Annotated in this window: 27 protein-coding genes and 3 tRNA genes; 4 read left to right on the forward strand and 26 right to left on the reverse strand. The window is 52.7% G+C overall.

Going from position 1 to position 23,918, the window contains the following annotated elements; genetic code table 11:
* Positions 1-65: 65 nt before the first annotated feature.
* The 7 genes from HP566_RS02740 to phaR form a co-directional block, all read right to left on the reverse strand.
* The gene (locus HP566_RS02740) at positions 66-224 is read right to left on the reverse strand and encodes a DUF1328 domain-containing protein (RefSeq protein ID WP_249975737.1); all 159 of its coding nucleotides are present in this window, start codon (positions 222-224) and stop codon (positions 66-68) included.
* 164 nt (positions 225-388) lie between these two features.
* Positions 389-1,033: a 2-polyprenyl-3-methyl-6-methoxy-1,4-benzoquinone monooxygenase gene (gene coq7 / locus HP566_RS02745; protein WP_284041286.1), complete on the reverse strand. Its 645-nt coding sequence runs from the start codon at positions 1,031-1,033 to the stop codon at positions 389-391.
* 45 nt (positions 1,034-1,078) lie between these two features.
* A complete protein-coding gene (locus HP566_RS02750; RefSeq protein ID WP_249975738.1) occupies positions 1,079-1,420 on the reverse strand; it encodes a histidine triad nucleotide-binding protein in 342 nt (113 codons plus the stop codon).
* A gap of 41 nt (positions 1,421-1,461) precedes the next feature.
* Complete coding sequence (locus HP566_RS02755) at positions 1,462-2,334, reverse strand: phosphoribulokinase (protein WP_249975739.1); 873 nt, start codon at positions 2,332-2,334, stop codon at positions 1,462-1,464.
* Positions 2,335-2,775, reverse strand: coding sequence for an acyl-CoA thioesterase (locus tag HP566_RS02760; protein ID WP_249975740.1), 441 nt, complete (start codon positions 2,773-2,775; stop codon positions 2,335-2,337).
* 43 nt (positions 2,776-2,818) lie between these two features.
* Complete coding sequence (purD, locus tag HP566_RS02765; protein WP_249975741.1) at positions 2,819-4,105, reverse strand: phosphoribosylamine--glycine ligase; 1,287 nt, start codon at positions 4,103-4,105, stop codon at positions 2,819-2,821.
* 83 nt (positions 4,106-4,188) lie between these two features.
* On the reverse strand, positions 4,189-4,653 hold the full coding sequence (gene phaR / locus HP566_RS02770) for a polyhydroxyalkanoate synthesis repressor PhaR (protein WP_249975742.1): 465 nt from the start codon (positions 4,651-4,653) through the stop codon (positions 4,189-4,191).
* A 135-nt stretch (positions 4,654-4,788) separates the two neighbouring features.
* Here phaR and HP566_RS02775 point away from each other — a divergent pair, with 135 nt between their 5' ends.
* Positions 4,789-5,502, forward strand: a complete 714-nt coding sequence (locus HP566_RS02775) for a 16S rRNA (uracil(1498)-N(3))-methyltransferase (protein ID WP_249975743.1) — start codon at positions 4,789-4,791, stop codon at positions 5,500-5,502.
* A 6-nt stretch (positions 5,503-5,508) separates the two neighbouring features.
* On the opposite strand, the gene HP566_RS02780 is transcribed toward HP566_RS02775, so the two are convergent.
* The 19 genes from HP566_RS02780 to rnr form a co-directional block, all read right to left on the reverse strand.
* The gene (locus tag HP566_RS02780) at positions 5,509-6,066 is read right to left on the reverse strand and encodes an ATP-dependent zinc protease family protein (protein WP_249975744.1); all 558 of its coding nucleotides are present in this window, start codon (positions 6,064-6,066) and stop codon (positions 5,509-5,511) included.
* A 63-nt stretch (positions 6,067-6,129) separates the two neighbouring features.
* On the reverse strand, positions 6,130-7,389 hold the full coding sequence (locus tag HP566_RS02785; RefSeq protein WP_249975745.1) for a lytic murein transglycosylase: 1,260 nt from the start codon (positions 7,387-7,389) through the stop codon (positions 6,130-6,132).
* A 196-nt stretch (positions 7,390-7,585) separates the two neighbouring features.
* Positions 7,586-7,990, reverse strand: coding sequence for a monovalent cation/H(+) antiporter subunit G (gene mnhG / locus HP566_RS02790; protein WP_249975746.1), 405 nt, complete (start codon positions 7,988-7,990; stop codon positions 7,586-7,588).
* On the reverse strand, positions 7,983-8,252 hold the full coding sequence (locus HP566_RS02795; RefSeq protein WP_249975747.1) for a monovalent cation/H+ antiporter complex subunit F: 270 nt from the start codon (positions 8,250-8,252) through the stop codon (positions 7,983-7,985). The genes mnhG and HP566_RS02795 overlap by 8 nt, the downstream gene beginning before the upstream one ends.
* The gene (locus tag HP566_RS02800) at positions 8,252-8,725 is read right to left on the reverse strand and encodes a Na+/H+ antiporter subunit E (RefSeq protein ID WP_249975748.1); all 474 of its coding nucleotides are present in this window, start codon (positions 8,723-8,725) and stop codon (positions 8,252-8,254) included. Before HP566_RS02800 ends, HP566_RS02795 begins: the two co-directional genes overlap by 1 nt.
* On the reverse strand, positions 8,722-10,323 hold the full coding sequence (locus tag HP566_RS02805; RefSeq protein WP_249975749.1) for a Na+/H+ antiporter subunit D: 1,602 nt from the start codon (positions 10,321-10,323) through the stop codon (positions 8,722-8,724). The genes HP566_RS02800 and HP566_RS02805 overlap by 4 nt, the downstream gene beginning before the upstream one ends.
* The gene (locus HP566_RS02810; RefSeq protein WP_249975750.1) at positions 10,320-10,667 is read right to left on the reverse strand and encodes a Na+/H+ antiporter subunit C; all 348 of its coding nucleotides are present in this window, start codon (positions 10,665-10,667) and stop codon (positions 10,320-10,322) included. Before HP566_RS02810 ends, HP566_RS02805 begins: the two co-directional genes overlap by 4 nt.
* Before the next feature lie 18 nt (positions 10,668-10,685).
* The gene (locus HP566_RS02815) at positions 10,686-11,117 is read right to left on the reverse strand and encodes a Na+/H+ antiporter subunit B (RefSeq protein WP_249975751.1); all 432 of its coding nucleotides are present in this window, start codon (positions 11,115-11,117) and stop codon (positions 10,686-10,688) included.
* On the reverse strand, positions 11,110-13,461 hold the full coding sequence (locus HP566_RS02820) for a putative monovalent cation/H+ antiporter subunit A (protein WP_249975752.1): 2,352 nt from the start codon (positions 13,459-13,461) through the stop codon (positions 11,110-11,112). Before HP566_RS02820 ends, HP566_RS02815 begins: the two co-directional genes overlap by 8 nt.
* Before the next feature lie 256 nt (positions 13,462-13,717).
* Complete coding sequence (hemH, locus tag HP566_RS02825) at positions 13,718-14,788, reverse strand: ferrochelatase (RefSeq protein ID WP_249975753.1); 1,071 nt, start codon at positions 14,786-14,788, stop codon at positions 13,718-13,720.
* A gap of 459 nt (positions 14,789-15,247) precedes the next feature.
* Positions 15,248-15,550, reverse strand: a complete 303-nt coding sequence (locus tag HP566_RS02830) for a DUF6482 family protein (RefSeq protein WP_249975754.1) — start codon at positions 15,548-15,550, stop codon at positions 15,248-15,250.
* Between the two features lie 139 nt (positions 15,551-15,689).
* On the reverse strand, positions 15,690-15,983 hold the full coding sequence (locus HP566_RS02835) for a hypothetical protein (protein WP_249975755.1): 294 nt from the start codon (positions 15,981-15,983) through the stop codon (positions 15,690-15,692).
* A gap of 65 nt (positions 15,984-16,048) precedes the next feature.
* Positions 16,049-17,437 carry a replicative DNA helicase gene (gene dnaB, locus HP566_RS02840; RefSeq protein ID WP_249975756.1) on the reverse strand — a complete coding sequence of 463 codons (1,389 nt, stop codon included), beginning with the start codon at positions 17,435-17,437 and terminating at the stop codon, positions 16,049-16,051.
* A gap of 273 nt (positions 17,438-17,710) precedes the next feature.
* Entirely contained in the window at positions 17,711-18,157 is a 447-nt protein-coding gene (gene rplI, locus HP566_RS02845) for a 50S ribosomal protein L9 (RefSeq protein WP_249975757.1), read from the reverse strand.
* Between the two features lie 15 nt (positions 18,158-18,172).
* Positions 18,173-19,024 (reverse strand): hypothetical protein, encoded by an 852-nt coding sequence (locus tag HP566_RS02850; protein ID WP_249975812.1) that lies wholly within the window; start codon positions 19,022-19,024, stop codon positions 18,173-18,175.
* A gap of 12 nt (positions 19,025-19,036) precedes the next feature.
* On the reverse strand, positions 19,037-19,264 hold the full coding sequence (rpsR, locus tag HP566_RS02855) for a 30S ribosomal protein S18 (RefSeq protein WP_009097135.1): 228 nt from the start codon (positions 19,262-19,264) through the stop codon (positions 19,037-19,039).
* Positions 19,265-19,297: 33 nt separating this feature from the next.
* The gene (gene rpsF / locus HP566_RS02860) at positions 19,298-19,675 is read right to left on the reverse strand and encodes a 30S ribosomal protein S6 (RefSeq protein WP_249975758.1); all 378 of its coding nucleotides are present in this window, start codon (positions 19,673-19,675) and stop codon (positions 19,298-19,300) included.
* A 211-nt stretch (positions 19,676-19,886) separates the two neighbouring features.
* Positions 19,887-20,684 carry a 23S rRNA (guanosine(2251)-2'-O)-methyltransferase RlmB gene (gene rlmB, locus HP566_RS02865; RefSeq protein ID WP_249975759.1) on the reverse strand — a complete coding sequence of 266 codons (798 nt, stop codon included), beginning with the start codon at positions 20,682-20,684 and terminating at the stop codon, positions 19,887-19,889.
* Between the two features lie 2 nt (positions 20,685-20,686).
* Positions 20,687-23,065 (reverse strand): ribonuclease R, encoded by a 2,379-nt coding sequence (gene rnr / locus HP566_RS02870; RefSeq protein ID WP_249975760.1) that lies wholly within the window; start codon positions 23,063-23,065, stop codon positions 20,687-20,689.
* A 270-nt stretch (positions 23,066-23,335) separates the two neighbouring features.
* Here rnr and HP566_RS02875 point away from each other — a divergent pair.
* The 3 genes from HP566_RS02875 to HP566_RS02885 all read left to right on the forward strand — a co-directional run bounded on the left by HP566_RS02875 (position 23,336) and on the right by HP566_RS02885 (position 23,719).
* Positions 23,336-23,422, forward strand: a tRNA-Leu gene (locus tag HP566_RS02875).
* Between the two features lie 92 nt (positions 23,423-23,514).
* Positions 23,515-23,601, forward strand: a tRNA-Leu gene (locus tag HP566_RS02880).
* 31 nt (positions 23,602-23,632) lie between these two features.
* A tRNA-Leu gene (locus HP566_RS02885) sits at positions 23,633-23,719 on the forward strand.
* The last annotated feature ends 199 nt before the right edge of the window (positions 23,720-23,918 follow it).

The raw sequence follows: 23,918 nt of genomic DNA on the forward strand, positions 1-23,918 counted from the left end.
CGCAAAAAGCCCCTGCTGAGGGGCTTTTTGCTGAGAGGAGAACCTCCGTTGGAGCGGAATAATAGCTAACGGCGCCGCCCAGTAAAGAGTGATATCACAAATAAAATTAAGAACAGCGCAAATAGCACCTGGGCAATGGTTGAGGCCACACCGGCAATACCAGAGAAACCTAATACACCTGCAATTATCGCGATAATCAAAAACAGCATTGCATTGCCTAGCATCGTCTTTCTCCTTTTCCATGGTGACGTTATTTATATAACCGACATAAATCCTGTTGGCGGTATAGATCCTACCGTCTGTCGGCTGCCTGCACATACAACAGCAATTCCCTATTAAGGGTTGGCAATAATTCGCCATTCGTCAAGTTAACAAGTAAAAGTAGGCCCTAGGTGTAATAAGCGACTTTCAGCATTCCGCCCACAACCAGACGCATGCCCCACTTAATCGGTGCAGGAAATCGGGCGCCCCCCGCCTCGATAGCAAGTTGGGCGTGATGGGTATTATCTGCCGCTATCTGTCGAAAAAGAGTGCGCGAACGTTGGTCACTCACCGGTAACTTAAGTAGTTGCTCATTTAACTGCCGTCCCATCAACTCTTTCGTGGCAGCAACAACGCCCAACCCAATACGCTCGCTGACACTGCCTGCCGTTAATCCCAGACCAAGAGAGGCACCATAGCAAACGGGGATAAAGTGGCTGGTACGGCTATGCAACTGGGTCAGCCGCTGATTGCACCAGGCAAGATGATCCATCGCCTCTTGCTGTGACTGCATTATCTGACGACGGGAATCCGGCAGCTTGATAAGCCCGGCCTGCCCCTGGCAAAGCCCTTGAATACTCACCGTAGCCATATGAGTAACACGCATTAAACTTGCTACGTGGCGTCGCTCAAGCTCATCCAGAGCAGCTTCTGAGGCCGCAGCAGCAGGGTTGGTGCGTTGCGCAACAACAGCATTGGGAACCACAGTGCGTAAGGCACTATCAAAGTGGGCAATCAAACGATCAGAACGACTTAGGTGACGCTCTATCATAACGCTTACTCCGTTAAGCAGTGTGCAGAGCTGCAGGCGCGCCCTTTAACCTGCTGGCCAGGTAAATTGGCGTCCCCCCATTAAGTGCATATGAATATGGTAGACCGTTTGCCCACCCATTTCGTTGCAGTTCATCACCACGCGATAACCATCATCGGCAAAGCCCTGCTGTTTGGCTAGTTGGGCAGCAGTATATTGCAAACGCCCAATCATCGCTAAATGGTCAGGCTCAATATCGTTTAGGGTTGCAATATGCTGTTTGGGGATTATCAATTGATGCGTTGGCGCCTGGGGACTTATGTCGTTAAAGGCGAGAACGTATTCGTCCTCAAATACGATATCAGCAGGAATGTCGCGATTGATAATTTTGCAAAACAGGCATTCCATAACAGCCTCCTTCATTTTTATAAGAAAACAAAACAGCCTACTTAGCGAAAACGACGCTGAGCAAGCAGATGACGCACCAATGGCGCCAATATCAACTCCATAGCCAGCGACATACGTGCGCCCGGCACCACCAGGGTATGCGGACGGGTCATAAAGGCATCTTTAATCATTGCCAACAACCAGGGGAAATCCACCGTGGACGGATCTCTAAAACGTATTACCACAAAGGATTCTGCATCAGTAGGAATATCCTGTACCTCAAAGGGATTCGAGGTATCCACCGTGGGTACCCGCTGAAAATTGATGTGAGTCCGGGAAAACTGGGGTTGGATATAGCGAACATAATCATCCATCCGCCCCAGGATGGTATCGATAACCGCTTCCTGTGAGTACCCGCGCAGCTTGGTATCGCGATCAATTTTTTGAATCCACTCCAGATTCATCGTTGGCGCCACCCCCACCAACAGATCAACGTGACGAGCAATATCGTACTCTTGGGTAACCAGCCCACCATGTAAGCCTTCATAGAAGAGCAAGTCCGTACCGCAAGGCAGCGATTGCCACTCTGTGAAGGTACCAATGCGGTATCCTGCTTCAATTTTCTGTTTATCTTCTGCGTGAATATAGTGGCGAAAGGTCCCTGTACCATGTTCCCCATACTCAATGAACAATCCTTCCAACCGATCCAACAGGTTGGCTTCAACCGCAAAGTGAGACAGTTCATCTTTACGCTCGGGCTCTTCACGGAAAATACGCTGCAGATCATCCCGTGTATAACGATGAAAAGCGTCGCCATCGACCATGGCGGCATGCACATCTTCACGCAGGAACATGTGCTCAAAGCTACGCCGGACGGTAGTCGTCCCGGCTCCAGAGGAGCCGGTTACAGCAATGATCGGATACTCCCGGGACATTTACACCCCCCTCGCCTGAGCTAATGCCTGTTTCACTTTTTCAGGCACTTCAGCGGGGCGTCCCGTTGTAAAATCCAATAACAGTTGATTGACCCTGGCGGTTGCGACCACTTTATCTGTGTCAGGGTTACGAATACGCTGATATACCGTCAGGGCTTTACCCTGCGGCTGAGGTACAGCGGTTTCAATGATCAGCGCATCCGGCCAGCGGGCCTCATGCTGATACTGCACAGCTAAATCCGCTACAACACTTGGATAACCCTGCATATCCCACTCAGGAAGGTCGAGGGCCGCAAAAGCCTGCGCTCTGGCTTCATGAAGCAACGACACAAGGGTATCATGCCCCAGGTGTCGCCCGTAGTTCATATCGGTTACCCGCACCGTTAAGGGGTGACGATGAATAACCGCTTCTGCTGGGAAATCCAGCGTGACACGCTCCATGCCTTACTCCTTATCGGTGACGACGTATGTGACTCGTTTTTACTTACGCTTCCCTGGCCATGGCGCGAAACGCGATATCACGGCGAAACTCAGCACCATCCCAGTGAATAGCGCTTACCCCTTGGTATGCCTGCTGCTGTGCCGCTGAAACACTTTCACCCAAGGCAGTGACACACAACACGCGCCCACCTGCCGTAGTAATATCGCCATCGACGGTTTGGGCAGTACCAGCATGAAACACCTTGCAGTGTGCTCGTTCAGCCTCTGCCAAACCATGGATCACATCTCCCTTACGGTAGCTTCCTGGATACCCGCCCGCCGCCATGACGACACCTACAGCTGCCCGGCTATCCCATTCACACTGCTTGCCCGCAAGCTGCCCTGTGGCACCAGCCAGGCAGAGCGCAGCCAGATCAGATGTCAGACGCATCATAATAGGCTGGGTTTCAGGATCGCCAAAACGGCAGTTGTACTCGATGACTTTCGGGTTGCCTTCAAGGTCGATCATCAGGCCCGCGTAGAGGAAACCGGTATAGGCATTACCCTCTTCCGCCATGCCCCGCACAGTGGGCAAAATCACCTGCTCCATGATACGGGCATCCACTTCGGGAGTGACCACCGGCGCAGGAGAGTACGCCCCCATACCACCGGTATTGGGGCCGGTATCGCCATCGTAGGCACGCTTGTGATCCTGACTGGTCGCCATGGGAACCACATTTTCACCATCGACCATGACGATAAAACTGGCTTCTTCACCCTCAAGAAACTCTTCAATTACCACACGGGCACCAGCCCCCCCAAACGCGTTGGCTTCGAGCATATCGCGTATGGCCGCTTCCGCTTCCACTTCGCTCATGGCGACGATAACGCCTTTGCCTGCCGCCAGACCATCTGCTTTGATGACAATAGGCGCGCCCACTTGCGCCAGATAGTCAAGCGCTGGCTCAACCGCCGTAAAAGTTTGATAGGCGGCGGTAGGGATGTTGTGGCGAGCCAAAAAATCTTTGGTGAACGACTTGGAACCTTCCAATTGTGCCGCCTTGCGGGTGGGGCCAAAAATGGTCAATCCTGCTGCCTGGAAACGGTCTACCACCCCTTCAACCAAAGGCGCCTCAGGCCCTACCACGGTTAAGCCAATTTGTTCGCGCTGGGCAAAGGCGACTAAACCCGCCAGATCGGTGGTGGCAATATCGACATTAGTGAGCGCAGGCTCTATTGCGGTTCCAGCATTCCCTGGTGCCACAAACACCTGTTTAACATCTTTGGATTGCGCCAGCTTCCATGCCAGCGCATGTTCACGGCCACCACCGCCTATCATCAAAACTTTCATGGTCGTCCTTCTCAAACGGGAGAGCGTTTATGGGCCGCATTATGCCACAACGTGGCTCCCAAGTGACGTTAAGAGCAGTGATGTCAGGAGCTTTTGTCCTCTTCTTCGTCGTCATCAGTTTTAGTTGGCTGGTTAAGGGCATTTTGCCAAAAACGCATGTTTTCCTCCGCCAACTCACGCATAAACTCTATAGGAGAGTGACGCATGGCTTGCTGCCATTGGCTCTGCATACGCTTCTGCTGCTCCAGCATCAGCCGGGTACCCTGCTCAAGATAGCGTGCCAACGGCAGCGGGGATGACATATCATAGACACGAATCAACTGGGCCAGCAGATCGTTTGAGAACACTTCAGCTTCACTATCCGCTTGCTCTTGTTCGATAATAATCGACAACAGAATCGTGCGCGTCAGGTCTTCACCACTTTTGGCATCCTCGACGCGGAAGGGTTCTTCTTCGATAATCAGACGCCGCAGATCCTCAAGCGTGACATAACGACTTTGCTGAGTATCGTACAACCTACGGTTGGCATATTTGCGAATCACGCGCACAGCGCATCTCCTTAAACGCGATAGAGGCTTTTGTCGCCGTTGCTGGTATTGTGCCTGCAACGCGTACCCATGCAAGCCAGCTTAACTGATTAGCATGGTTAAGCGAGCCACACTTATGACCAATAGACGACCATCATGAACCTGATATTGCTTGACCCCAGGGATATAGACCCCGACCACCACGCCCGTATTGTGGACTCCCGCCGCCTTAAGCATTTAACCGAGGTGCATCGAGCCACTGAAGGCGACAGGCTCACCGTTGGCATCCAGGGTGGCCGCATGGGAAAAGCACAACTTATAGAGCTAAGCAAAGATCAGGCTATTTTTGCATTGGAGGGTCTTGATGAGCTTCCACCTCCCTCCCTGCCGGTACATCTCGTACTGGCACTGCCCCGTCCTCGCATGCTGGCGCGTACGCTAGAGCATGTCACCGCTCTTGGAGTGAAAGAGATCACGTTACTACACACCAAGCGGGTTGAAAAAAGCTATTGGCAATCGCCTGAACTTCGCTCCGACAAAATCCATCAACACCTTGTGTTAGGCCTGGAGCAGGCACGGGATACGCAGCTACCCCGCATTACACTATGCAAAGGATTCAGGCCCTTTATTGAAGAGCAGTTACCGCAGTTGCTAAGCATACGACGGGGATTAGTTGCCCACCCTGGTATGCCCAACGCCTGCCCAAGAGGGATTAGCGATAATACATTGCTACTGGTAGGCCCGGAAGGTGGATTTATTCCGTGGGAGGTTGAACAACTGCTTGCCGCAGGCTGCGAGGGCATGCATCTTGGCCCTCGCATTCTGCGGGTTGAAACGGCTGTTACCGCACTCTTATCACGACTGTTTTAAACAAGATTAAGACTGGTCGTCCTCAGGGTCATGCGGTACATAATCCGCATTTTCCCCACACTCAGGGCTTTGCAGAAACGTATTACGCACATCCAGCAACCCCAGGTGGCTTATGGTGCGACGCCCCAAGAGCATCGGGTAGATCATCTCTTCCCGGTCTCGCAGGCTGAATTGCTCTTCATAAACAGTATCCCCCATGCATATATCCATGAGCACTACCGGGCGCTCATCACGACCACCAGCGCCACGGACAGCTTGCTCACGGTAAAGCGGGCGCTCAATTTCATCGCTGAATGTTTCACCGCTTGCCTGATCTTCAAGCTTTAGGCGAAAGCGCACCCACTCTTCACCGTCGTTGTCAAAAATTTCAATATCCCTGGCGTCCAGCGATGAAGTAAGCGCACCGCTGTCCAGTTTAGCTTTAACCGCAATTCCCCAAGGTTCAATAATGGTATTTTCCACCCAGCCAAATACCTCAGGTTCTTCCGCATGAGCAGTCGCACTAAATAGCAACGCACCTGCTAACGTACTGCCCCAAACAACTCCTAACAACGTTTTACCCATCGCATCTCGTCCTTGGTGGAAAGTTAACTAACCAGTCAACAGCCATGAATAGCGCTTTAGCGGCTAACGAAGACGTTCCAACAACGCTTGAGTGGCAAAGCCATCGGGCGTAAGCCCTTGATCACGTTGGAAAGCACGCACCCCTTCCCGTGTATTGGGTCCCATAATACCGTCTGCGGCACCCACTGGGTAACCAGCACTATTCAAACGCTGCTGGAGGGCTCTGACATCATCACGGGTCAAAGGTGCCTGGTCTCTTGGCCAAGACTGAGTAATACCTTCCCGCCCGGCAAGCGCATCTGCCAGGGTTGCAACGGCCAGAGCATAGCTGGTGGCGTTGTTGTAACGCAAAATAGCGCGAAAATTAGGTCCTACAATAAAAGCAGGCCCCTTCACACCGGCAGGTACGATCACTGCCGCACTATCAAAAGAGGGAAGCTCGCCCCTTACTGCACGCACCCCCTGGCTGGCCCAGACAGCACTGCTACGGCGATCCGTTTGCGCATAATCAAACGATGCTGGCAACTCCACCTCTACCCCCCAGGGCTGGCCGGCCTGCCACCCCGCCCGGGCGAGGTAATTAGCCGTGGATGCCATAACATCAGGAATGCTCCCCCAGATATCGCGGCGGCCATCATTATCGCCATCCACTGCGTAGGCCTCAAAACTACTGGGAATAAACTGGGTGTGCCCCATTGCGCCGGCCCATGAACCTTTCATCTGCTCCGCAGCAATATCTCCCTGGTCAATAATACGCAGAGCAGCCAGTAACTCCCCACGGGCGAAATCGCGACGGCGACCGTCATACGCCAGCGTTGCTAGCGACTCAAGCGTTGAGAAATCCCCAAAATTGCTACCGTAGTTACTCTCAATACCCCAGATCGCCACTATAATTTCAGCGGGCACACCATAGCGCTGTTGCATCTGCTGCGCGGTAGCCCGGTGCATCTCAAGCTTCTCACGACCATTGTTAACGCGCGTATCTGAAACCGCTGTATCCAGGTATTCCCATATAGGGCGTACAAATTCAGGCTGGTAACGATCCAGTTCAATGACCCGTTCCCGATAGCGTACGCCATCAAGTGCAGAAGCAAGTGTGGCCTCGCTAATCCCCTGACCCGCGGCATAACGTCGAAACTCGCTTAGCCACTGGTTAAAGCTCGCATAGCGAATTTCTTCTGCAGCGCGTGCATCCACCTCGGTCATAAGTTGCTGGCTCGCCTGTGCGCTGACACTCATCAACGACGCAGAACTGGTCACGAGCATTAATGACAAGCAAAATACAGAGCGACACCCTAGCGACCCTTTCACTTTCAAAGACATAGCATTGATCTCTCGGCAATCCTTAGCATGAGACTGATAATGGCGCAGAAACGCAGCAGATGCCAGCCCTCCCCATGGTCATGCATCAGAACCACCGACAACAGCGTGTTCTGCTTTTACTCGTTATGCCTACCCATAGAAAAAGCCATTCAAATCTGGAATGGCTTTAGAAACTGGCCCTGCATGCTTAACGCGATCAGTCCGGATCAGTATCCCGTGGATGACGTTTGGCATTTTCATGGGTTTCAAGACCACTTTTCAGCTCATGAGTCAGCGGGTCGTAATTTGGACGCAGCTCATCCTTCACTGTGCCACTCCATAACCGCGAGCCAACAAAGTATCCTGCACGCCCAATCACATGGGCAGCCACAGGAGCTGTCATCAAGATAAAGACAATAATCGCAAAGGAGCGCGCGACAATGCCTACCTCCGCAAAATGCATAGCCGATGCAAGCATAATCAGGATAACCCCCAGTGCTGCCGCCTTGGTGGTAGCATGCATACGCGTTAATAGATCAGGCAAGCGCAGCAGGCCAATGGCAGCCAGCAAAACAAACAGCGCCCCTGTAATTAACAAAGTGCCTTTAATAAATTCAATCATCCCGCGGCCCCCCGCGTTCCAAAAAGCGTGCAAAGCCAATCGCGGCCAAGAACCCCATCAGCGCAATCACAATGGCAGCGTCAAGAAAGCTCGCCACACCGGACTGGATAGCGTACACCCCAACCATACCGACAACAGTCGTTGAGAAAAGCTCTAAAGCGACTACCCGATCAGGCAGACTTGGACCTCGCACAACACGTACGAAGGTGAGAACAAGCGCCAGCCCCATTATGACCTGACTAATTAAAATGACGGTATCCATCAACGAAATAACTCCAGTGCACGATGCTCCATCTCTTTCAGGCTACGCCGTAACTCATCTTCGTCATCAAGGAACATGGCATGGATGTACAGCACTTTACGATCATCCGAAACATCCAGACTCAAGGTTCCTGGCGTCAGCGATATCAAATTGGCCACCATGGTGATTTCCATTTCCGTGCGTGCCGAAAGCGGCAGTGCAATTACCCCTGGTTTCATATGCCAGGGAGGGGTCAGAATATCGAACGCAACACGCAAATTGGCTTGTACCAACTCTTTGATAAAGAAGCCAATAAAACCAATAATACGCGGTAAGCGTGCGGGATAGCCTTGTAGTGCGCCCACCTGAGGCTCAATGAGCACCAGTGCGATATAGCCAAACACCATGCCCACCAGGAGGTTCAGCCCGGAGAAGTCCCCGCTGAGCAGTACCCAGGCCAACCCCAATAAAAGATTCCAAATTGCACCGGTCATGGGGCCTCCTCCAGGCTGTCACCTGCCAGCTCCGACGAAAGCTCAACGGGCTCCAGCAGCGCTGCCTCAGCGCTGGTAGAAGCTCCCAACACTGCTTCAATATAGTTTGAGGGGGTCATAAGCTGATCACCGATAAGGGTCATCACATACATAATGGGCTCCGCAAAGATACCTATCAGCAGCGACATCATGGCCAGCACAATAACTGGCAGATACATCATCCACAGGCTTGGTTTCAACAACCGGCCATCATCCCCCACTGGCGTTTGCGATGCAGGCACATGGTTATCTTCAGGCAATGCTTTCCAGAATACCTCGTTCCAAATTTTTACCATCGAGTAGAGCGTCATCAGCCCAACCGCCAATGCAATCCCGGTGGCCACATAGGCTTCCGCCTCCAGACCCGCCCGCACTAAAACGAACTTGGCAAAAAAGCCTGACAAGGGGGGAATCCCCGCCAATGAAAACGCAGAAATAAAGAAGGCCACCGCTAGCCAGGGCCGCTCCCGGTATAGCCCTCCCATCTTTTTAAGTTGGTAGGTACCTTGCAGGCGGTGAGTGATACCACTGATGAGGAACAGATTCGTTTTCACCACAATGTTATGCATGATGGCAAATACACCACCGGCAATGGCAAGTGGCGTGTAAAGCGCCAATCCCAAAATCATGTAACCAATCTGACTAACGATGTGAAAAGAGAGAATACGCCTGAACTCATACTGGGCAGCGGCACCCAGTACACCCGTCACCATGGTAAACACGGCCCCCCACAGCATAATGTCCTGCAGATATCCCATTGTTTGATCAAACATCAGCGTAAACACACGGAACAGCGAGTAGACGCCAACCTTGGTTAACAAGCCAGCAAACAGGGCCGACACCGCAACGGGTGGTGTGTGATAAGACGCAGGTAGCCAGAAAAAGAGTGGAAATGCAGCAGCTTTGATGCCAAATGCCACCATAAACATCACCGCCAATACTTCCACCATACCGCTATGCTCAGCGGCATCCAGGCGCAAAGCAATATCCGCCATATTGAGCGTGCCAACCGTGCCGTACAGTAAGCCAACGGCGGTAAGGAAGATAACCGACGCCAGCAGATTCAAGGTCACATATTTGATGGCACCTTCCATCTGCGCACGTTCACCACCAAGGATCAATAGGGCAAAAGAGGCCACCAGCATGACCTCAAACCATACATAGAGGTTAAAAATATCGCCGGTCAAGAATGCACCGGCCACCCCCGCCAACAGCAAATGCATCAGTGGGTAGTAGCCGAACTTTTCATGACCACGGCCAGTGGAGGCAAGGGAGTAAATTCCCATGGCCAAACCAATAATGCCCGTTAGCAGTATCATGACGGCACTCAGCATATCCGCAATCAGCGTAATGCCAAACGGTGCCGGCCAACTGCCCATCTGCATGGTGACATAGCCGTCAGACAGAACGGCAATAAACAGCCATAGACTAACGACCAGCAGGGCTACGTTGCCCGCCACTGCCACAAAGCGCTGCATAGGACGAGAGCGCCAGAAAAGCAGTGAGATGGTTCCAGAAAGCAGCGGCAATAAGACGGGAAGTGCAACTTCAGGCCTCACGTGTCGGTATCCTTCATCTTGTCCAAATCATCTGCCTTAACAATCTCATAGGCACGGCGAATCAATACCACTGCAAAGGCCAGCACCCCAAAGGCAATAACGATGGCCGTTAGGACCACCGCCTGGGGCAGCGGATCTGCCACCTCTCCCAAAGGTTGCATTGCGCCTTCCGGGATGAGGGGTGGCGCGCCCCTCGTCATCCCCGCAGTGGTAAAGATCAGCAGGTTCGCCCCATTGGATAACAACAGTAATCCGATCACTAACTTTACGATTGAGCGGCGCAGCATCATAAAAATGGCGGTGGCGTACAACAGCCCAATCGCCAATGCCATTATTGGTTCCATAACTGGCCTCCTGTTAACTTAAGGTTCATCCTTATCCACCTCCATCAAGGCCATCACCATACCCATGACTGAACCAAGAACCGCTAAATAAACGCCTACATCAAAAATAAGAGGCGTAGAGGCTTTAAAGTCGATAACAGGGATAGTCCACCACTGAGCTGTCAGAAAGGGCTGCCCCACAAACCACGCTGGAACCACAGAGACCATACCAAACAGTAGCCCTGCGCCAATCAAGTCCCGGGGGTCAATCATTCTTAACACTTCTTTAGTGGCACTTACCCCGAAGGCAAACAGATAGAGAGTGAAGGCACCTGCCGCCACCAACCCAGCAATAAAACCACCACCCGGTTCATCGTGGCCGCGTAGCAGCAAAAAAACTGAAAACATAAGCTGTAACGGCATCAAAAAGCGCGCCGCCGTGTTGAGAATAATGGTGCCTGACTTAACCATCGTACGGCTCCTTAGCGCTGTTTTTGTCACTTTCGCTGGCTTTGCTGTCGCCTGACGCGTCATGCCGCAACTTCAGCATCGCAATCACACCAATCGCTGCCAGTGCGAGCACAAACATTTCACCTAACGTGTCGAGAGCACGATAATCCACCAGAATGACGTTAACGATATTGCGGCCATGGGCCAAAGGCGCACTGTTTTCCACCATATACGTGGAGATTGACTCAAACTGATCAATACTCCATCCCGTCATGATCAGCAGGAATATCAACACCCCCATAGTAGCGGCAACAGAACCATCCCGGATGCGCTCCAGGCTAGTGGACAGGTTAGAGAAACGCGGCAGGCGGAAGAGCACCAATACCAGCAGGATGACGGTCAGGGTTTCCACCAGCAATTGGGTGATACCCAGGTCAGGAGCACTAAAGAGAATAAAGATCAGGGCTATGGAGAAGCCCATGATACCGACAGAGACGACGGACGCTAAACGTGACCGGGATATCGTGGCAAATAGCGCCCCCATTGCCATGGTGCCAACAACAATCAGTTCATGGAAACGAACATCCACCACGAAAGAGAGCTGAGGCGTATGACGCACAAGGATTGAATTGCCAATTAGCGCAATCAAAACAACCAGCATAACGAGGATATAGTTGCGCATATAGCCATTCTGGAGCAGGCGCGTTTGCCACTCAGAGAAGCGTACCGTGCCATTCATCAAGCCTTCATAGCCGGCTTCTGGGCCGTGGCGCATGACAGGAGCCAGCAGAGAGAGCTTCGCACGAACATTATCCCAGTGCTTAAACAGCAAGAAACCCAAGGCAATACTGACAATCGACATAATCAGCGCTGCATTAATGCCGTGCCAAAGCGACAGAGACACCGCCAGCGGTTGGCCGGATACAGCTGTCGCTGCGGCGGACAATAGTGCATCCCCCCCCAGCATGGCAGGTAACAGTCCCAATGAGAGCGAGCCAAACGCCAACAGGCCCGGCCCCAGCAGCATACTAAAGGGAGCCTCATGAGGCGTTTTAGGTGTTTCGTGGCGCTGGCCGTAAAATGGCCTTACGGCAATGATGGCCGCGACGGCAATCGTCAGAATGGCAGATGAAAAGGCAAACAGTATCAGTAATGCTCTAAAACCATCCGCTCCCAGTACCGCTTCCAGCATGAGCTCTTTACCGATAAAACCGAATAACGGCGGCACCCCCGCCAACGATAGCGCTGCAATCATGGCGATGGCTGCCGTTATCGGCATAAGCGGTCGCAGCCCTCCCATGGCGGTCACATCTTTGGTACCGGTTTCATGGTCAAGAATACCCGCCACCATAAATAGCGCGCCTTTATACATGGAGTGGCCGAGCAGGAAAGTGACAAACGCTGTCATGGCATAATCAGTGCCAATACCCACCAGCATGGTCAAGGTACCTAACGCCATAATGGTGGAGTAAGCCAGCAGCTTTTTGATATTGGTATGATGAATTGCCAGAAACGCGCCCGTGAGCATGGTGGTCGCCCCCACTACGGAGAGGATACCCACCCATAACGTTGTACCGCCCAATTCTGGCTGCAAGCGTGCCAGCAGGTAAATACCCGCTTTTACCATAGTCGCCGAGTGGAGATAGGCAGATACAGGCGTTGGGGCTGCCATGGCATTGGGCAGCCAAAAGTGAAAAGGAAACTGTGCTGACTTGGTAAAGGCACCAATAAGCAGGCAGAGCAGCATCGGTGTATATAGCGCATGCTCCCGCAGATCGCTCTCCATCTGACCAATTTCAGAAAATGACCAACTGCCACTGGCCACCCCTAACAGTACCAGCCCAGCCATTAGAGCAAGTCCACCGGCGACAGTGACAAACAGCCCCTGCCGTGCAGATTTGCGTGCTTCAATGTCGGTGTGATTAAAACCAATCAACAGATATGACGTAATACTGGTAAGTTCCCAGAAGACAAAGAGGGTTAGCAGCCCATCCGCCAGCACCAGGCCAAGCATGGAAACCATAAAGGCGATGAGCGCTAAGTGAAAGCGCGCAATATCCACATGCCCTTTCAAGTACCCACCGGCATAAATCAGCACACAGGCGCCAATGACAGTAATCAACAGACCAAATAGCAACGATAGCCCATCCAGCATAAAGGACAGGCTAATGCCCAGCGAAGGTACCCACTGCCATTCCAACAGCAACGGCCCGTTATTGAATACAGCGGGGGCCTGGCTAACCAACCAAGCGGCTATCAAGGCCGGAAACAGCGCCAGCACAAGGCTTGCCCGGTGGCCAAACCAACGGTTAAGCAATGGCGACGATGCGGCCAACACAAACCCCATTAACACGGCGAGTTGCATCTAGCGATATCTCCTGAGTTACATTCCCACTGAACAAGCAAGAACTTTCCATTAGCGCATACTTGACCAGCCACTTGGACTGCCAGGCGGCAGCTGACGTGCACGCCAAGATCATGCTAGCGTTGAATAAATGTGATTCTAAAGTTGTAAACCTTATAACATGAACGAATGGGTTTCTAGGCGAACCCTTTCTAACAGCCAGGAAACGTCTTCCCGGCAATCGCGATACGCATTACATCATGAAGGTGTTCTGCATCTACAGCCAACCTGATAGCTCATTGTTAACCACCGCTAATAATGCATCGATATGATCGTCACGGTCATTCAGGCAGGGAATATAGCTAAATGTCTCACCACCCGCTTCCATAAAGCTATCGTGAATCTCCTCCTTGATCTCTTCCAGGGTTTCAACACAATCAGATGAAAATGCGGGTGATAAAATAGCGATATGTTTATGGCCCTGCTTGGCCAGTTCAGCCACATGGTCAACGGTTTGAGGCCCTACCCATTGTTCGGGGCCAAATTGTGATTGAAAAGCGGTATCCACCTCCTCTTTACTAAAGCCAAGCGTTTCACGCAGCAACCGTGTGGTTTTTTGGCATTGGCAGTAATAGGGGTCCCCCTCCCTCAGGTAGCGCTCAGGCACACCGTGATAACTGGCGACCAGTTTCGATGGCCGTGTTTTCAAGCCACTATATGCTTCCTGTACGGAGTTGGTCAGCGCCTGAATATAGGCTGGATGCTCAAAATAAGCAGGCACGGTACGAATATAAGGCTGCCACTTCATCTTCATCAGCGTTCGGAACGCCTGGTCATTTGCTGTGGCGGTGGTGGGTGAACCGTACTGGGGGTATAACGGGAAAAATACGATTCTCTCGCACCCCTTCTCCTTCATACGAGTTAACACACTTTCGGTAGAAGGGTTACCGTAACGCATACAGAAATCGACCTCAACACTGCCCCCGTAAAGCGCTTTTAAGCGCTCAGCCATTTTCTGGGTTTGGGCACGGGTAATCGTCAGCAGTGGGCTCTCATTTTGCTCGTTGTTCCAAATACTTTTGTAGGCACGGCCTGACGAAAACGGACGCTTGGTCAAGATAACCAGTTGCAGCAGCGGCTGCCATTTCCAACTGGCGTAGTCCACCACCCGCTTGTCGGAAAGGAATTCATTAAGGTAACGACGCATGGACCAGTAGTCGGTAGCATCCGGTGTCCCCAGGTTGGCCAGCACCACTCCCACTTTGGCACACGGCACGGCAGGATGATCACTCGGCGCGTGAGCCAAATGGCCCTCACCGAAAAGCTCCTTCACAGCACTATCGGTCATCACGTCCACTCCTAATAAACTGCTTTTAATCGCAAAATCTTAACACTTTTCACCAGTGTTGCGGCATAAAGTTATACTATCAGCACCATTTGTATAACTACAGGCAAACACATAACCAAGCACATCAATAACCCACTACTCACCGCCGTTCGCTACGGCTTTATCTTATACAGAAGATTGGCCTTACCATGGCGCCATGCGGCATTTTGTCGGGGGAAGTAATCACAGGGCCACCCAGAACGGCAACGGAATCTATAGGGCATTGCGGGAAAGTGATATAACGGTACAAGTGCCAGCGCGCCCTTTTTCAGTACTGGGCAACCGGCAGCTTGGCCTGGACGCCTGTGTTAAGCAATCAACCCAGGCTGTCTTTTAGCCCCTTGCGGCATACGCCCTGGGCAGTGGTGGGGGAAATGCAATGTAAAGGTCAGTGTAAGCGCAACTACAATCAATGCGCGGTTAAAATACCAGCGGCATGCGCGAGGTTAGCGGCTCACTGTAATGTGCATCACGGCCAATCACTTCATCCTGCGGCACATGCTGAACCAGATAGGCACGGTGAATACCCGCACGCTTTAACTCCAGATAGACATCATCCAGCGAACGAAACAGCATAGGTTTACCACGCTGCGTCAGCATATGACGTTCGCCTTCAACATCTTCAAGTTCCATTTGATAAAAACGACTGCCCGAATGGGTGATAACACGAATTTCAAAATTATCGTGGCTTGATACGAACTGCTTAAGAGCATTCAGTTCCATGGATCCCTCCTGTTATTGGTCATCGTCATGGGAATAGCATGACGCCACCCCATGACAGTACTATTACCTTGGCACTAACCGCCTAAGACGACAACTTAACAGAAGAGTTCCTGACCAAAAAGTCAACTTGTCTGTCGCGCTATTGATATTCGGAAGGGTCGATGGCTTTGCCAAGCGAGTTTCGGTCAATCCAATTACCCGCCTTTGTCTCCTTGTAGCGAAAGACAACTTTATCCCCTACTGCTACTGGCAGTTCTGCATCTTCTGTTTGATAGCTGTATTTTTCACCTTCAACCACCAGGAAGTAACGATAGAGATCGGGCATGCCCAACCACTCTTTAAAAGGCCCCTCCCGCTCCAGTGACTGTAGCTCCCCACGCCCTTCCAGCTTGGGAAGACGTTTGCGGTTACCACGTCTAAAACCACCTGCCATTTGCTACTCCTGTCTATCCATTTCGAAAAGGATGGGCACTATACAAGCCCCCGCTTACGCTCAGGCTAATCGCCAAACGCCTCGCCATAGCTATCGGGCGCTAAATCTTCAAATCGGGTATATTTACCTATAAATGCCATATGTACCGTTCCGATAGGACCGTTACGCTGTTTACCGATAATCAACTCCGCGATCCCCTGATTATCCGGGTTATCCGGGTTATATACTTCATCACGGTAGACGAAGGCGATAACATCCGCATCCTGTTCGATCGCTCCGGATTCACGTAGATCCGACATGACCGGGCGCTTGTTGGGACGCTGCTCCAAAGAGCGGTTAAGCTGGGATAGTGCAACCACCGGGCAATTAAACTCTTTCGCCAACCCTTTTAACGAGCGGGATATCTCCGAAATTTCTCCAGTACGATTCTCGGAAAACCCAGGGATCTGCATCAGTTGTAGATAGTCAATCATGATCAATGCCAGATTACCGTGCTCACGTACCACCCGGCGTAGGCGTGAACGCATCTCATTAGGTGAAAGCGCAGCGGTATCATCAATAAACAACTGTTTATCTTTCAGCAAATTGACGGCAGATGTGAGCCTTGGCCAATCCTCGTCCTCCAACTGCCCGGAACGCACCCGAGTTTGATCAATACGCCCCAGCGACGACAGCACACGCAGCATAAGAGATTCAGCGGGCATCTCCATGGAGAACACCATAACCGGTTTGTCGCTGGCAATGACCGCGTGCTCTACCAGATTCATGGCAAAGGTGGTTTTACCCATTGAGGGACGGCCAGCAATGATCACAAGATCAGATGGCTGAAGCCCGGAGGTCATTTCATCCAGGTCGCGGAACCCAGTGGAAAGCCCAGTCATCTCGCCTTTTAGGTTAAACAGTTCATCAATCCGATCAACAGCCTTGGTGAGCAGTTCGCTCATACCGATAGGGCCACCGGTTTTAGGGCGCTCCTCCGCGATCTGAAAGACCAACCGCTCAGCCTCATTAAGCAGCTCATCGGCGGGACGCCCCTGGGGGGAAAAAGCACCCTCAGCAATTTGGTTGGCGGCACGAATTAACTTCCGCAGCGTTGCCCGCTCACGCACAATATCGGCATAAGCACGGATATTACTGGCAGACGGCGTATTACGGGCCAGTTCAGCCAGAAACGCCAAACCTCCCACCGTATCCAGTTGATCACGGGCCTCTAGCGCTTCTGAGAGCGTGATTACATCCAGAGGTTGCCCTGATTCAGCCAAATGGATCATCACATTGAACACAAGACGATGTTCATAGCGGTAAAAATCGTCGGCCACCAAGCGCTCAGAGACATTGTCCCAGGCTTGATTATCCAGCATTAGCCCGCCTAACACCGACTGCTCCGCTTCCAGCGAGTGCGGCGGCAGCTTTAGCGCTGCCGTTTCCTGATCGGCAGCAGGCAAATCCTGCATAGCAAGCTCCTTCAAAATAAAGCGTAACCCACAAGGCTGACTATCTTAACGGGGCAACCCTAGCCATTCCACTAGCAGCATACCCATACTAAGCGGTATTCAAAACAACCGGCTTATCAGTGGCTGGCGCTTTTCAATAGCGCTGCGTTACCACCCTGTTCAGCCAGGTGATCGGCCAACAACAAGCCGGCAGTCTGTAAAAGACAATCAGTAAAAAAACAAAGGGCGCGGGAATACCCGCGCCCTTTGAGGCGTCAGCGTTATCGAGAGCAATTACTCTGCGACGACTACCACGCGTACAACGGCGTCCACTTCTGCGTGCAGGTGAAGGTCGATGTCGTATTCGCCAGTTTGGCGAATCGGACCCTGCGGCATACGCACTTCGCTCTTGGCAACTTCAATGCCAGCAGAGGAAATCGCGTCAGCCAGATCACGCGGACCGATAGAACCGAACAGCTTGCCTTCGTCACCCGCTTTAGAAACCAACGACAGCTCGATGTCGTTCAGCTGCTCAGCACGTGCCTGGGCTTCTGCTTTACGCTCTGCCGCTTGCGCTTCAAGCTCAGCGCGTTGCACTTCAAACGCTTCAACGTTTTCTTTGGTGGCCGGTACGGCAAAGCCGTAAGGCACCAGGTAGTTACGACCATAACCAGGCTTAACAGTGACCTTGTCACCCAGGCCGCCCAGCTTACCAATGTTGTCGAGCAGAATGACTTCCATCTCGTAAACCTCTTGTCAATTGCTGCGGGCAAGGCGTGCGCGAACGTTCGCGAATGTGTCAATCAGCCCCAACAGCAGCACAATGAGAATCGTGGGCCAGGTCGTGATCAGCAGCACATAAAATGCTACCAGCCACAGCCCGTTCATCCCCTTTAATCCAATAAACCCGTGCACTAACGCAACGCCAGCAACCAATAGCGGAATCCAGCCAAGCATCGCCAGGGCATGGGCTCCCAGCATCATTCCAACCACCCCAAGCACCACTAAAACAGCCAGCTCTCTAGGGGTTAAGCGCAACGCATGAAACTCCTCACGGAAGCCACCGGGGTTATAAAGCCCAGCCTGCCAGCTTCGCGCAAGAGCCAGACATGCAATGCCGGCCAGAAGCACTACAAGCCCCGTTACCCCACCTACCACTACCGCGGCCAGGGTTTGGGTGTCATACCCCTGGTTAGCAAACTCGGTCAGCATGCGATCGACTTCAGCCGAACTCTCTCGTAGCTGCTCCAGCATCAGCTGTGTTCCACCGGGGGGGATAAAGATACCAAGCTGTACCATGACCGCGGCTGCCAATGCACCCACGATCAAAGCTTCGCTCCAACGCATCCTTTCGCGCAGAATGACCGCCATCAGTGTCACCAGCAGTACGCTGGCCAACGGAATAACGTCTCCCTGCGCCCACCAAAAACCTGCCGGTAGCGCGGCTGCGATAATGACGGGTAGCGCAGGGGCAAACCCTTTGCGTAATGTCACTAACGCCGCAATGGCTGTTCCCAACCAGAACAGCCAAGGCACTAGCGTTGCCAGCGCCGCCCCGCCTGCAGCGTAGGGCGTGCCCCGCATCAGCCATCTTGCTAGTGCCAGCATCACGTTAAACGCTTACTGGTGGCTATCGGAGTAGGGTAGCAACGCCAGGTAGCGCGAACGCTTGATAGCAGTCGCCAACTGACGCTGATAGCGTGCTTTGGTGCCGGTGATGCGGCTTGGAACGATCTTGCCGGTCTCGGTAATGTAAGCCTTCAGCGTATCCAGATCTTTATAATCGATCTGCTTGACGCCTTCAGCGGTGAAGCGGCAAAACTTGCGGCGACGGAAAAAACGTGCCATGGACTAGCTCCTTAAAACGTGCAGTGGATGGAATCAGGCAGTTTCTTCAGCTTCAGCGCGAGGCTTTTCTTCGCGACGCGGACGCTTTTCTTCTGCCGGCTTCATCATCGGGGAAGCTTCAGTAATCGCTTCCTTGCAGCGAACAACCAGGCTGCGGATGATGGCGTCGTTGAAACGGAAGATGTTCTCGATCTCTTCGAGAGTCTCACCGGTGCACTCAACGTTCATCAGCACGTAGTGGGCCTTGTGGATCTTGTTGATCGGGTAAGCCAGGTGACGACGGCCCCAATCTTCCAGACGATGCACAGTGCCACCGTTTTCGGTAACGATGCTTGTGTAGCGCTCGACCATAGCCGGCACTTGCTCGCTCTGATCCGGATGGACCATAAACACGATTTCGTAATGACGCATGGAATCTCCTTGCGGTTTGGCAGCTTCCGTTGTGTGTTTACGCAAACGCGCTAGACGACAGGGAAGCAAGGAGTTAACTGAAATGCCCTTGCATACCGCATGCGATAATGCACACCAGGACATTAAGCAGAACTGTTTTTGTATTGGCTATCAACCAATACCAACGCCCGCTTATAGATAAACGGGCGCAAGCATTTTAGTGGGAGGTGTCTTAACTTGCAAGCTGTCGCTGCCGAACGGCCTCAAACAAACAGATACCGGTCGCCACCGAAACATTCAGGCTGGAGACCTGACCCGCCATGGGCAGCCTGGCCAAGTTATCACAAGCCTCACGGGTCAGGCGGCGCATTCCCTTCCCTTCTGCACCCATCACCAGTGCCGTGGGGCCTGTCAGATCAATGTCAAACACGCTAGCCTCAGCCTCACCGGCAGTCCCGGTAATCCAAACGCCGGCATCCTTTAGCTTGGCTAATGTACGGGCAAGGTTGGTTACCTGGTATACCGGTACCACTTCGGCAGCACCGCAAGCCACTTTACGAACAGTGGCGTTCAGCGGCGCCGCTTTATCCTTCGCCACAATCACCCCATGGGCACCGGCAGCGTCGGCACTGCGCAGGCAGGCACCAAAGTTATGCACATCGGTTACCCCGTCCAATACCAGCAAAAGCGGTGGCACAGGAGCTTGCCAAGCGCGCAGCTTAAGCCACAGTGACTCTTCGCCTTCCGGCGTTAGCGGTGGGCAAAATGCCACTACACCCTGGTGGGCAGCCCCCTGGGTAAGCTGGTCCAACAGATCCCGCGGCTGCTCTTTGATCCGTGTGCCCCGCGCCTGAACGCTACTTATCACATCCTTCAGACGGCTACCTGCTCCTTGCTGTACCCATAGCTCACGAGGCGTTTCTCCCCGTTCCAGCAGGCTCTCAAGCGCGTGTATGCCATACACTTGATCCAGGCCATCCGGCGTACGGATGGCTGGACGCGGGCCACGTCGAGATGACGCTGATTTCATGCTTACCCCTTATTCGGCGATGGTTTACGCGATCCGTTACGGGTACGCCGAGGGCCACGACGGGTAGGCTGCTTATCCGCTTTTGCTTCTGCCCTGCCTTCTCCGCCTGAACGCTTGCGCGGTTGACGGCGCGGGCGTGGCTTGTCATCCGCCAGCGCGAAATCAATCTTACGGTCATCCATATCGACACGCGCTACCTGAACAGTAAGGCCATCGCCCAACCGATAGGTTGTGCCTGTCCGCTCCCCTTTGAGACGGTGCTTCTCTGCTTCATAGTGGTAATAATCAGAAGGCAGCGAAGTAACGTGAACCAACCCCTCAACAAAGAAAGCATCCAGACGCACAAACAGGCCAAATTGAGTCACCGAAGCGATAGTACCTTCGAACGTCTCGCCCAGCTTGTCCGACATAAACTCGCATTTGAGCCAGCTTTCAACATCTCGGGTTGCCTCATCGGCCCGCCGCTCCGTCATCGAGCAGTGCTCACCCAGCTCAAGCATCTGTTCAAAGGTATAAGGGCACCATTTGCTTGGCGGATCGACCGGAGCGCCTTCAACCCGGACCACAGTATTGGTTTGGCGTGGGCCACGGATAACCGAGCGAATAGCGCGGTGCACCAACAAATCAGGGTAGCGGCGAATGGGCGAGGTGAAGTGGGCATAAGCTTGATAAGCCAGGCCAAAGTGCCCCTCATTCTGCGGTGAATAGACTGCCTGATTCATTGAGCGCAGCATAACCGTCTGGATAATATCGGCATCCGGACGATCAACAATGGCTTCTCGCAGCGCCTGATAATCCTGCGGTGTCGGCATATCCCCACCACCAACAGACAACCCCAGCTCGCTTAAGAATAAACGCAGCTTGTCAAGACGCTCGGGAGTCGGGCGCTCATGGATACGATAAAGCGCTGGTAGATCGTGTTTATCAAGGAAACGTGCCGTCGCCACATTCGCCGCCAGCATGCACTCCTCAATAAGTTTGTGGGCATCATTACGGCTACGCGGCACGATTTTTTCGATCTTGCGCTCGTCGTTAAAAATGATTGCCGTTTCAGTGGTATCAAAGTCGATCGCACCACGTTCTTCACGCGCCTCACGCAGCAGGCGGTACAACGCATGCAGATTCTGCAATGGCTTAACCAACTCTTTATGCTCGCTACGCAGCGCCGACCCCTCTTCACTCTCATTATCGAGCATTGCCGCGACCTTATTATAAGTAAGGCGGGCGTGGGAGTTCATCACGGCTTCGTAGAACGAATAGCGGCTAATGGCGCCAGTCTTGGAGATATTCATCTCACAGACCATCACCAAACGGTCTACATGAGGGTTTAACGAGCACAGTCCATTCGACAACAGTTCAGGTAGCATCGGCACTACCTGACCAGGGAAGTAGACCGAGTTGCCGCGGGTGCGCGCCTCATCATCCAGTGACGTGCCAGGGCGCACATAATGCGAGACATCCGCAATGGCGACCAACAGCTTCCAACTGCCCGACTTGGTTTGCCAGGCACATACGGCGTCGTCGAAGTCCTTGGCCGACTCATCATCAATGGTCACCAGTGGCAAGTTGCGCAGATCGACACGGTGCTGCTTATCAGCTTCCAGTACTTCCGCCGAAATGCCACTGGTCTGGTCCAGTACCTCTGGGGGAAACTCCGCAGGGATATCGTAGCTGCGAATAGCGATATCAATTTCCATACCAGGGTCCATACGCTCGCCCAGCACTTCAATCACTTCACCAACGGGCTGCACACGGGTTTCCGGCTGCTGAACAATTCTGGCTGAAATAACCTGACCATCTTTCGCACCAGCGCTGACCGTATGAGGGATAATCACCTCTTGGGTGATCCGCGGATTTTCGGGAATCAGCACCCCAAATTCTGGTGTATTGCTACGATAAACGCCCACCATGGTTTGCGTATTACGGGCGATTACATCTGCGATCGTAGCTTCATCCCGACCGCGGCGGTCGCGACCACTGATGCGCACCAACACATAGTCACCATGGAATACCCGGCGCATTTGCCGTGGAGGCAACACGAGGTCCGGCTTTTTACCATCATCGCGCAGTACAAAGCCAAAACCATCCCGGTGGCCAAGCACTTTACCCTTGATAAGATCCAGTTTATCAATCAGTGCATAGGCGCCACGGCGGTCGCGGAGAACCTGACCATCTCGTTCCATAGCAGCCAACCGGCGGCGAATGGCCTCCAGGTGGTCTTCGTCTTCAATCCCCAGCATACGGCTCATGTTTTCATGAGTAATCGGCTTGCCGTAACTTTCCAGGGTAGCTAATAAATATTCACGACTGGGCGCGGGGTTGTCATATTTTTGCGCCTCGCGCTCGGCGTGTGGATCATCACTTAACGTCCAATACTTCATGCGATCAACATCCTTGATGGCGTCTGCGGGAGGCGTGTAAAAAGCGCAGTGGACAAGAACTGCGTACGGGGAGATTCAGCCACTGTATTGACAACTGTTTCAATTACCAGCGGGCTAAAAAAAGTCATGTTTTGTTTGGTCATAAGTGCAGTATAGCGCCGCAAGTTCAATCACCCAACCACCTTGGGGCGTAATTATGCGGTTTGAGGTGCAAAAAACGCTCTCTGGGGCTTGCATTTAACCGCGACCTCGGTATCATACGCGCCACTTGCCCAGATGGCGGAATTGGTAGACGCGCTAGCTTCAGGTGCTAGTGTCCGTATGGACGTGGAGGTTCAAGTCCTCTTCTGGGCACCACATTTCATCATGTTATCCCCTTTTCATGGTGTAAAACGGTGCCAAGGCAAGTGGGAGTGCTTATATACAGCACTTCAATAATGTTTGTATTCGCCCAGGTGGCGGAATTGGTAGACGCGCTAGCTTCAGGTGCTAGTGTCCGTATGGACGTGGAGGTTCAAGTCCTCTCCTGGGCACCATACGAATACAAACAACAGATAACGATGATGCGCCCAGGTGGCGGAATTGGTAGACGCGCTAGCTTCAGGTGCTAGTGTCCGTATGGACGTGGAGGTTCAAGTCCTCTCCTGGGCACCATTGCCATGGTCCCGTCCGCATCATTGCTCTCCACTCTGCTTAAGATCATCCCTTACACTCGTTATGCTCTTTTAGCTCAAGTCATCGCTAATTCCGGCGTTGAGACTGCACTTTTGATGCAACCTTTCAACGCTTGCTGTTTCCATTACCTACTAATTGATTGCCAGCTCCTGCTTACCACTATTTTCACGCATAGCGT

The organism is Vreelandella olivaria (genome assembly GCF_023507745.1).
Lineage (GTDB): Bacteria > Pseudomonadota > Gammaproteobacteria > Pseudomonadales > Halomonadaceae > Vreelandella > Vreelandella olivaria_A.

What these genes read in the sequence shown, in the direction of transcription:
- HP566_RS02740 (WP_249975737.1), bottom strand. Translation starts at nt 224, where the DNA reads ATGCTAGGCAATGCAATGCTGTTTTTGATTATCGCGATAATTGCAGGT.
- coq7 (WP_284041286.1), bottom strand. Translation starts at nt 1,033, where the DNA reads ATGATAGAGCGTCACCTAAGTCGTTCTGATCGTTTGATTGCCCACTTT.
- HP566_RS02750 (WP_249975738.1), bottom strand. Translation starts at nt 1,420, where the DNA reads ATGGAATGCCTGTTTTGCAAAATTATCAATCGCGACATTCCTGCTGAT.
- HP566_RS02755 (WP_249975739.1), bottom strand. Translation starts at nt 2,334, where the DNA reads ATGTCCCGGGAGTATCCGATCATTGCTGTAACCGGCTCCTCTGGAGCC.
- HP566_RS02760 (WP_249975740.1), bottom strand. Translation starts at nt 2,775, where the DNA reads ATGGAGCGTGTCACGCTGGATTTCCCAGCAGAAGCGGTTATTCATCGT.
- purD (WP_249975741.1), bottom strand. Translation starts at nt 4,105, where the DNA reads ATGAAAGTTTTGATGATAGGCGGTGGTGGCCGTGAACATGCGCTGGCA.
- HP566_RS02775 (WP_249975743.1), top strand. Translation starts at nt 4,789, where the DNA reads ATGAACCTGATATTGCTTGACCCCAGGGATATAGACCCCGACCACCAC.
- HP566_RS02780 (WP_249975744.1), bottom strand. Translation starts at nt 6,066, where the DNA reads ATGGGTAAAACGTTGTTAGGAGTTGTTTGGGGCAGTACGTTAGCAGGT.
- HP566_RS02785 (WP_249975745.1), bottom strand. Translation starts at nt 7,389, where the DNA reads ATGTCTTTGAAAGTGAAAGGGTCGCTAGGGTGTCGCTCTGTATTTTGC.
- mnhG (WP_249975746.1), bottom strand. Translation starts at nt 7,990, where the DNA reads ATGATTGAATTTATTAAAGGCACTTTGTTAATTACAGGGGCGCTGTTT.
- HP566_RS02795 (WP_249975747.1), bottom strand. Translation starts at nt 8,252, where the DNA reads ATGGATACCGTCATTTTAATTAGTCAGGTCATAATGGGGCTGGCGCTT.
- HP566_RS02800 (WP_249975748.1), bottom strand. Translation starts at nt 8,725, where the DNA reads ATGACCGGTGCAATTTGGAATCTTTTATTGGGGTTGGCCTGGGTACTG.
- HP566_RS02810 (WP_249975750.1), bottom strand. Translation starts at nt 10,667, where the DNA reads ATGGAACCAATAATGGCATTGGCGATTGGGCTGTTGTACGCCACCGCC.
- HP566_RS02815 (WP_249975751.1), bottom strand. Translation starts at nt 11,117, where the DNA reads ATGGTTAAGTCAGGCACCATTATTCTCAACACGGCGGCGCGCTTTTTG.
- HP566_RS02820 (WP_249975752.1), bottom strand. Translation starts at nt 13,461, where the DNA reads ATGCAACTCGCCGTGTTAATGGGGTTTGTGTTGGCCGCATCGTCGCCA.
- hemH (WP_249975753.1), bottom strand. Translation starts at nt 14,788, where the DNA reads ATGACCGATAGTGCTGTGAAGGAGCTTTTCGGTGAGGGCCATTTGGCT.
- HP566_RS02830 (WP_249975754.1), bottom strand. Translation starts at nt 15,550, where the DNA reads ATGGAACTGAATGCTCTTAAGCAGTTCGTATCAAGCCACGATAATTTT.
- HP566_RS02835 (WP_249975755.1), bottom strand. Translation starts at nt 15,983, where the DNA reads ATGGCAGGTGGTTTTAGACGTGGTAACCGCAAACGTCTTCCCAAGCTG.
- dnaB (WP_249975756.1), bottom strand. Translation starts at nt 17,437, where the DNA reads ATGCAGGATTTGCCTGCTGCCGATCAGGAAACGGCAGCGCTAAAGCTG.
- rplI (WP_249975757.1), bottom strand. Translation starts at nt 18,157, where the DNA reads ATGGAAGTCATTCTGCTCGACAACATTGGTAAGCTGGGCGGCCTGGGT.
- HP566_RS02850 (WP_249975812.1), bottom strand. Translation starts at nt 19,024, where the DNA reads ATGCTGGCACTAGCAAGATGGCTGATGCGGGGCACGCCCTACGCTGCA.
- rpsR (WP_009097135.1), bottom strand. Translation starts at nt 19,264, where the DNA reads ATGGCACGTTTTTTCCGTCGCCGCAAGTTTTGCCGCTTCACCGCTGAA.
- rpsF (WP_249975758.1), bottom strand. Translation starts at nt 19,675, where the DNA reads ATGCGTCATTACGAAATCGTGTTTATGGTCCATCCGGATCAGAGCGAG.
- rlmB (WP_249975759.1), bottom strand. Translation starts at nt 20,684, where the DNA reads ATGAAATCAGCGTCATCTCGACGTGGCCCGCGTCCAGCCATCCGTACG.
- rnr (WP_249975760.1), bottom strand. Translation starts at nt 23,065, where the DNA reads ATGAAGTATTGGACGTTAAGTGATGATCCACACGCCGAGCGCGAGGCG.